Here is a 5,354-nt window from a genome sequence, read left to right on the forward strand (position 1 = left end):
TCTGTGGGAGCGACTTTCGTCGCGACGATCGTGCCTTATCGCAAGTCCTTGTCGCGACTGAAGTCGCTCCCACAACGATAGGATCCGCTTTCGCTATGTTCGGGCGATTGCGAGGTTTTTAGAGGTTCCCTGAAGTCGCTCTTAGATAAGGAGATACGAAACCGGCTTTTTCGTACGCCTAAATCACGTATTCCTCACCACCAACTCCACCGGCAATACCTCCGACCCCACATCCTCACCCTGTATCAGCCCCAGCACCTTGCGCGCCAGCAAAGTGCCGCCGGCCTGCCAATCCTGCCGCACGGAACTCAAAGGCGGCATAAAGCTCGCGGCCAACGGCATGTCGTCATAGCCGATCACGGAAACATCCTTGGGCACCTTGCGACCAAGTGCATCAAGCGCACGAATCGCGCCCATGGCCAGCAGGTCGCTGCACGCGAAGATGGCGTCGAAGGCCACGCCGCGCGCGGCCAGCGATTCGACAGCGTCGATACCCGAAGCGACAGTAAATTCATCGCGACGAATCAGTAGCGGCTTGATGCCATGCACGGCCGACTCGTCGACGAAGCCGCTCAGGCGCTCGAAGATTTCCAGGTGGCCCGGGTTGCCGATAAAAATGGGATTGCGCCGGCCTTTGGATACAAAGTGCCGAGCCACGGCCGCGCCGCCGGCACGATTATCGCTGCCCACAATAGTGTGCTCGTCATGCTCGCCGCGCGCCCCCCAGACCACCATCGGCAAACCGAGCTTGTCGAATCGACGCACAGCATCCTGATGCACGCCCTGGCCAAGCAGGATCAGACCGTCAGCTGCCTGCACCGCCGCCGCCGTTGCGCCCTGGCGTGTGGTCAGCAGCACGCTATAACCAGCCGCGGTCAGCTCCTGCGAGATACCGCCGAGCAAAACCAGCGGATAAGGGTCGAACATCGTGCGGTCGTTGCTGGGCTTCATTTCCACGATAACCGCGACGGTATAGCTGCGGCGCAGCCGCAAATTGCGCGCGCTTACATTGAGCTTGTACCCATGCTCGCGAGCCAGCGCCTGGATCCGGTCGCGGGTTTCACGGTTGACCAGCGGGCTGTCGCTCAACGCCCGCGATACGGTGATTTTGGATACGTCGGCCAACTGGGCCAGATCGGCCATGGTCAGATGTCCCGACGTCGTTCCCCGCTGATTTTTTTTTCCGTGTACGCGACTCAAGATCCGACCTCATGACTCCTATCTGGATGTTGCACCACAACGGCCTGCCGGTGGAACCACCGTGCGGCCACACGGGCTCATCCTGGCCCGCCAGGACTTAGGCAGCGGACCCGTAAAAACCTTCGCCTAAACCGCTGCCAAACCACTTTCCATGACGCTCCGCAGCAAATGATATCGATATCTTGATATCGATATCATTTGCTGCAATGCTCGCGCCCCGTTCACGGAGCGAGCTGAACCGCAACCGCCCAGCCCCTCCATCGCCGCACTTTTTTTAGGGGACTTACGTTGGAACTCCACGATTCGGTCGCTGCCCGGAACGCAGCGCCGGCAGCCTCAGGCAATCCAGCCATCGACCCCTGGGTGCTGACCCGTCGCCTGAAGGATCGGTCGGCCTTTGCCCAGGACGAAAGTCTGTTTGCGCTGGCCAATGGCTCGCTCGGTGTGCGCGGCGGCCTCGAGGAAGACGATAGCCCGACCCAGGGCAGTTTCCTGGCGGGCGTATGGGAACGCACACCCATCGAGTACCACGAACGCTTTCCCGGCTTCGCCGCTCATACCGATACCCGCATCCCGGTTGCGGACGCCACGCGCATCCATCTGCGCCTCGGTGACACGCCGGTGCGGCTGGAAGATGGGGAATGGCTGGATTTCTCGCGCTCGCTCGACCTGCGCAACGGTTGCTACGCACGACACCTGCGCTGGCGATCCCCGGACGGCTACACCCTGGACATCCACGCCGAGCGCATAGTCTGCCTGGACGAACCGGGCTTGCTGGCAATTCGCTATCGCGTCGCCTCGGTCGACTACGACGGTCCGATCACGCTTGAGTCGGCCATCAGCACGGCACGCGACGCGGTCGAGCAAGGGCACGATCCACGCATCGGTACGCGTCTGGATGGTGGCCTGATCAATACCGACACCTTTGCCGAAGAAGCGTTGGCGTGGGTCGGCCAGCAAACCACACACAGCGATATCCGCCTGATCTGCGCACAAGCACACGCGCCGCTCGACGAAAGCCTGGTGTTTCGTCACGCGGCACTCGTAAAGAACGGCGTGATGCAGATTTACGACGGTGCGTTGCACCCCGGCAAAAGCGTAGCGATCGAGAAATACGCCGCCTACGCGTGCACCCGGCCCGGCGACTGCCAACCGCATACCGAACTGTTCGACCGTGTCCTGGCCACGATCGAGCGAGGCAGACGGGCTGGTTTCTCTCCCCTGCTCCAACACCAGGCCGAGCAACTGGAACGGCTCTGGCAGGATGCCGATATCGCTATCGACGGCGATCCGCGAAGCGAACAGGCACTACGTTTCAACTTGTTTCATGTATTCCAGTCCAGCTCGCGCGACGACAGCGGCAGCACCGCAGCCAAAGGCCTGACCGGCGAAGGCTACGAAGGCCACTATTTCTGGGACGCCGAAGTGTTCATGCTGCCGGTGCTCGCGACGCTGGCGCCAGCGCTTGCACGCAGCATGCTCTCCTATCGCTATCGCACGCTCGATCGTTCCCGGCTGCATGCGCGCGAACTGAACCATCCTGCCGGGGCGCTCTATGCGTGGCGCACGATCAGCGGCGACGAGTGCTCGGCATACTTCCCTGGCGGTTCCGCGCAATACCACATCAATGCGGCCGTCGCCTGGGCGATCCGGCTATACGTCGATGCCAGCGGCGACACCGAGTTCCTGCGCGAGTGCGGCGCCGAAATGTTGTTCGAGACCGCGCGCGTATGGCTGGATATCGGCCATTTCAATCCCCGCCGCGGTGGCGCCTTCTGCATTCATGAAGTCACCGGGCCGGACGAATACTCCGCCTTGGTGCACAACAACCATTACACCAACCGCATGGCGCAGCGGCATCTGCGCGATGCGGCGGATACCGCAGACTGGATGTCGTCCCACGCGACAGAACACTACCGGGCGCTGTGTACGCGCATCGGCCTGGGCGACGACGAAATCGCAGCGTGGCGACGGGCAGCCGATGCGATGTACTTGCCGGTCGATGCGCTGCTTGGCATTTTTCCTCAGGACGACGCCTTCCTCGACCTGCCGCGCATGCGCGCGTTGCCCAAGGAAGAGCCTAAGCGCCCCTTGCTGCTCCGCATGCACCCGATGTCGATCTACCGTCGCCAAGTCTGCAAGCAAGCCGATACCGTGCTCGCTCTGATGCTGGCCGGCGAGGATGTGGATCGCGCGGCCAAGCGCCGCAATCTGGAGTATTACGAAGGCGTCACCATACACGATTCGACGCTGTCGGCTTCGACGTTCGGCGTAATCTCGGCGGAAGTGGGCAAGCTCGACAAGGCATACAGCTACTTCAACGACACCTTGCGCGTCGACCTGGACGACCTTCATGGCAACGCCGCACATGGCATCCATATGGCGGCCATGGCCGGTAGCTGGCTGGCCTTCACCTGGGGTTTCGGCGGCCAGCGCGTGATCGACGGCGAACTGACACTGGATCCACAGCTCCCCAAAGCATGGAACCGCTACCGTTTCGGCGTTATCTGGCACGGCGCCCACCTGCGCGTGGATGTCGATGCTGCAGGAGCTCACTACACGGTAACGCGTGGCGAAGAGGTGTCGTTCCGGCATGCCGGCCAGCCGGTTCGCCTCCGCCGTGGCGAATCGCTATCCAAACCGCACCATCCCCGTGAAGCGTCGCTGCAAGCGGTAATTTTCGATCTCGACGGTGTCATCGCCGACACCGCAGTCGTACATCGCGCAGCCTGGGAACGGCTGGCGAAAGAAATCGGCGCGCCATTCGACGAGGCCATTGCCGAACGCATGAAGGGGGTGGATCGCCGCGGCTCGCTCGACATCCTGCTGGAACGCGCACCCCACGATTATTCCGAGCGCGAGAAGCGCGCCTTGGAGGAGCGCAAGAATACCTATTACGTCGAACAGATCGAACGTTTCGGCCCCGAGCAGCTCTTAAGCGGGGCACGCAACGCGGTCGAAAGCGTCCGCGCGGCAGGCCTGTCCACCGCACTGGCCTCAGCCAGCCGCAATGCACCGCTGTTGCTGGAACGGCTTGGCATCGCCAGCTTGTTCGACTACGTCGTCGACGCATCCCGCATCGTGCGCTCCAAGCCGGATCCGGAAATCTTTCTCGCCGCAGCCGCAGCCCTGCATCTGGCGCCGGAGCGCTGCTTGGGCGTGGAGGATGCCGCCGCAGGTATCGACAGCATTCTCGCCGCCGGCATGCGCGCAGTCGGCGTCGGCGACGCCCGAGTGCTTTGCCGTGCCGAGGATGTCCTGCCCAGCATCGACGCTTTCGACATCCGGCGTTATCTCCAATCGACTTCACCTGGATCCACCGCACCGGCGCAAGCCGCGACCGATCGCTGCTCGGAAACTTCACCGCACTGACCAGCGCGCAGTACCGCTCCTTAAGAAACACAACAACAGCAATTTTTTCTTTGATGGGGAGGAACACCATGAATATGCAACACATGACCCGCCGACTGCTTGTCACCAGCATCGCGACGCTACTGGCTACGTCGCTGTACGCGCAGGATGCGGCACCCGCGGCGCAACCCGTGCCGCAACAGGCGCCTGGCACGCCAGCCCCTCCGCCGCAGAACAAGAGCACCACCAACCTCGATCAGGTCGTGGTGACCGGTACAGCGGCCACCGGCGGCCTGAAGAAAATCGACACGTCTTACTCGATCACAGCAGCCACGCTCGACCAGATCCGCGAGTTCAATCCCAAGAGTTCGGCCGATCTTCTGAAGATGGCACCCGGCGTGTTTCCCGAATCCTCCGGCGGACAGACCGGCGCAAACATCGAAGTGGCCGGTTTCCCGGGTGGCGGCGACGCACCGTTCGTGACGTTCCAGATCAACGGTTCGCCGATATTCCCGATGTCGACGCTGTCGTTCATGGATAACTCGTCGATGTTTCGTCTCGACGACACCATCGACCGCGCCGAATTCGTGCTCGGCGGCCCGGCTGTGCTGTATGGCAACGGCCAGCCCGGCCTGACCTCCAACTTCATCCTGCGCGAAGGCACCGATACGCCCTCCGGCGATGTGGGCGTGACGTACGGCTCCGAAGGCATGGTGCGCCTGGACGGCTTCTATGGCTTCAAGTTCGCCGACGGCTGGTACGGCAGTGTCGGCGGGTTCTGGCGCAAGTCCGACGGTGTGCGC

Annotated in this window: 3 protein-coding genes; 2 read left to right on the plus strand and 1 reads right to left on the minus strand. The window is 62.4% G+C overall.

Annotated features, from left to right (window positions below; genetic code table 11):
• Positions 1 to 183: 183 nt before the first annotated feature.
• Positions 184 to 1,143, minus strand: a complete 960-nt coding sequence (locus VIM98_RS00515) for a LacI family DNA-binding transcriptional regulator (protein WP_331991128.1) — start codon at positions 1,141 to 1,143, stop codon at positions 184 to 186.
• A gap of 345 nt (positions 1,144 to 1,488) precedes the next feature.
• Between VIM98_RS00515 and pgmB the strand changes: the two genes are divergently transcribed.
• Together pgmB and VIM98_RS00525 are read left to right on the plus strand one after the other, a co-directional pair.
• Positions 1,489 to 4,572 carry a beta-phosphoglucomutase gene (gene pgmB, locus VIM98_RS00520; protein ID WP_331991129.1) on the plus strand — a complete coding sequence of 1,028 codons (3,084 nt, stop codon included), beginning with the start codon at positions 1,489 to 1,491 and terminating at the stop codon, positions 4,570 to 4,572.
• A gap of 68 nt (positions 4,573 to 4,640) precedes the next feature.
• A partial coding sequence (locus tag VIM98_RS00525; protein ID WP_331991130.1) for a TonB-dependent receptor plug domain-containing protein occupies positions 4,641 to 5,354 on the plus strand: 714 nt, incomplete at its 3' end.

Origin of the sequence: Dyella sp., from assembly GCF_036568765.1 — a bacterium.
Taxonomy (GTDB): Bacteria; Pseudomonadota; Gammaproteobacteria; order Xanthomonadales; family Rhodanobacteraceae; genus GSA-30.

Coding starts and splice junctions, on each gene's coding strand:
- VIM98_RS00515 (WP_331991128.1), bottom strand. CDS start 1,143: ATGGCCGATCTGGCCCAGTTGGCCGACGTATCCAAAATCACCGTATCG.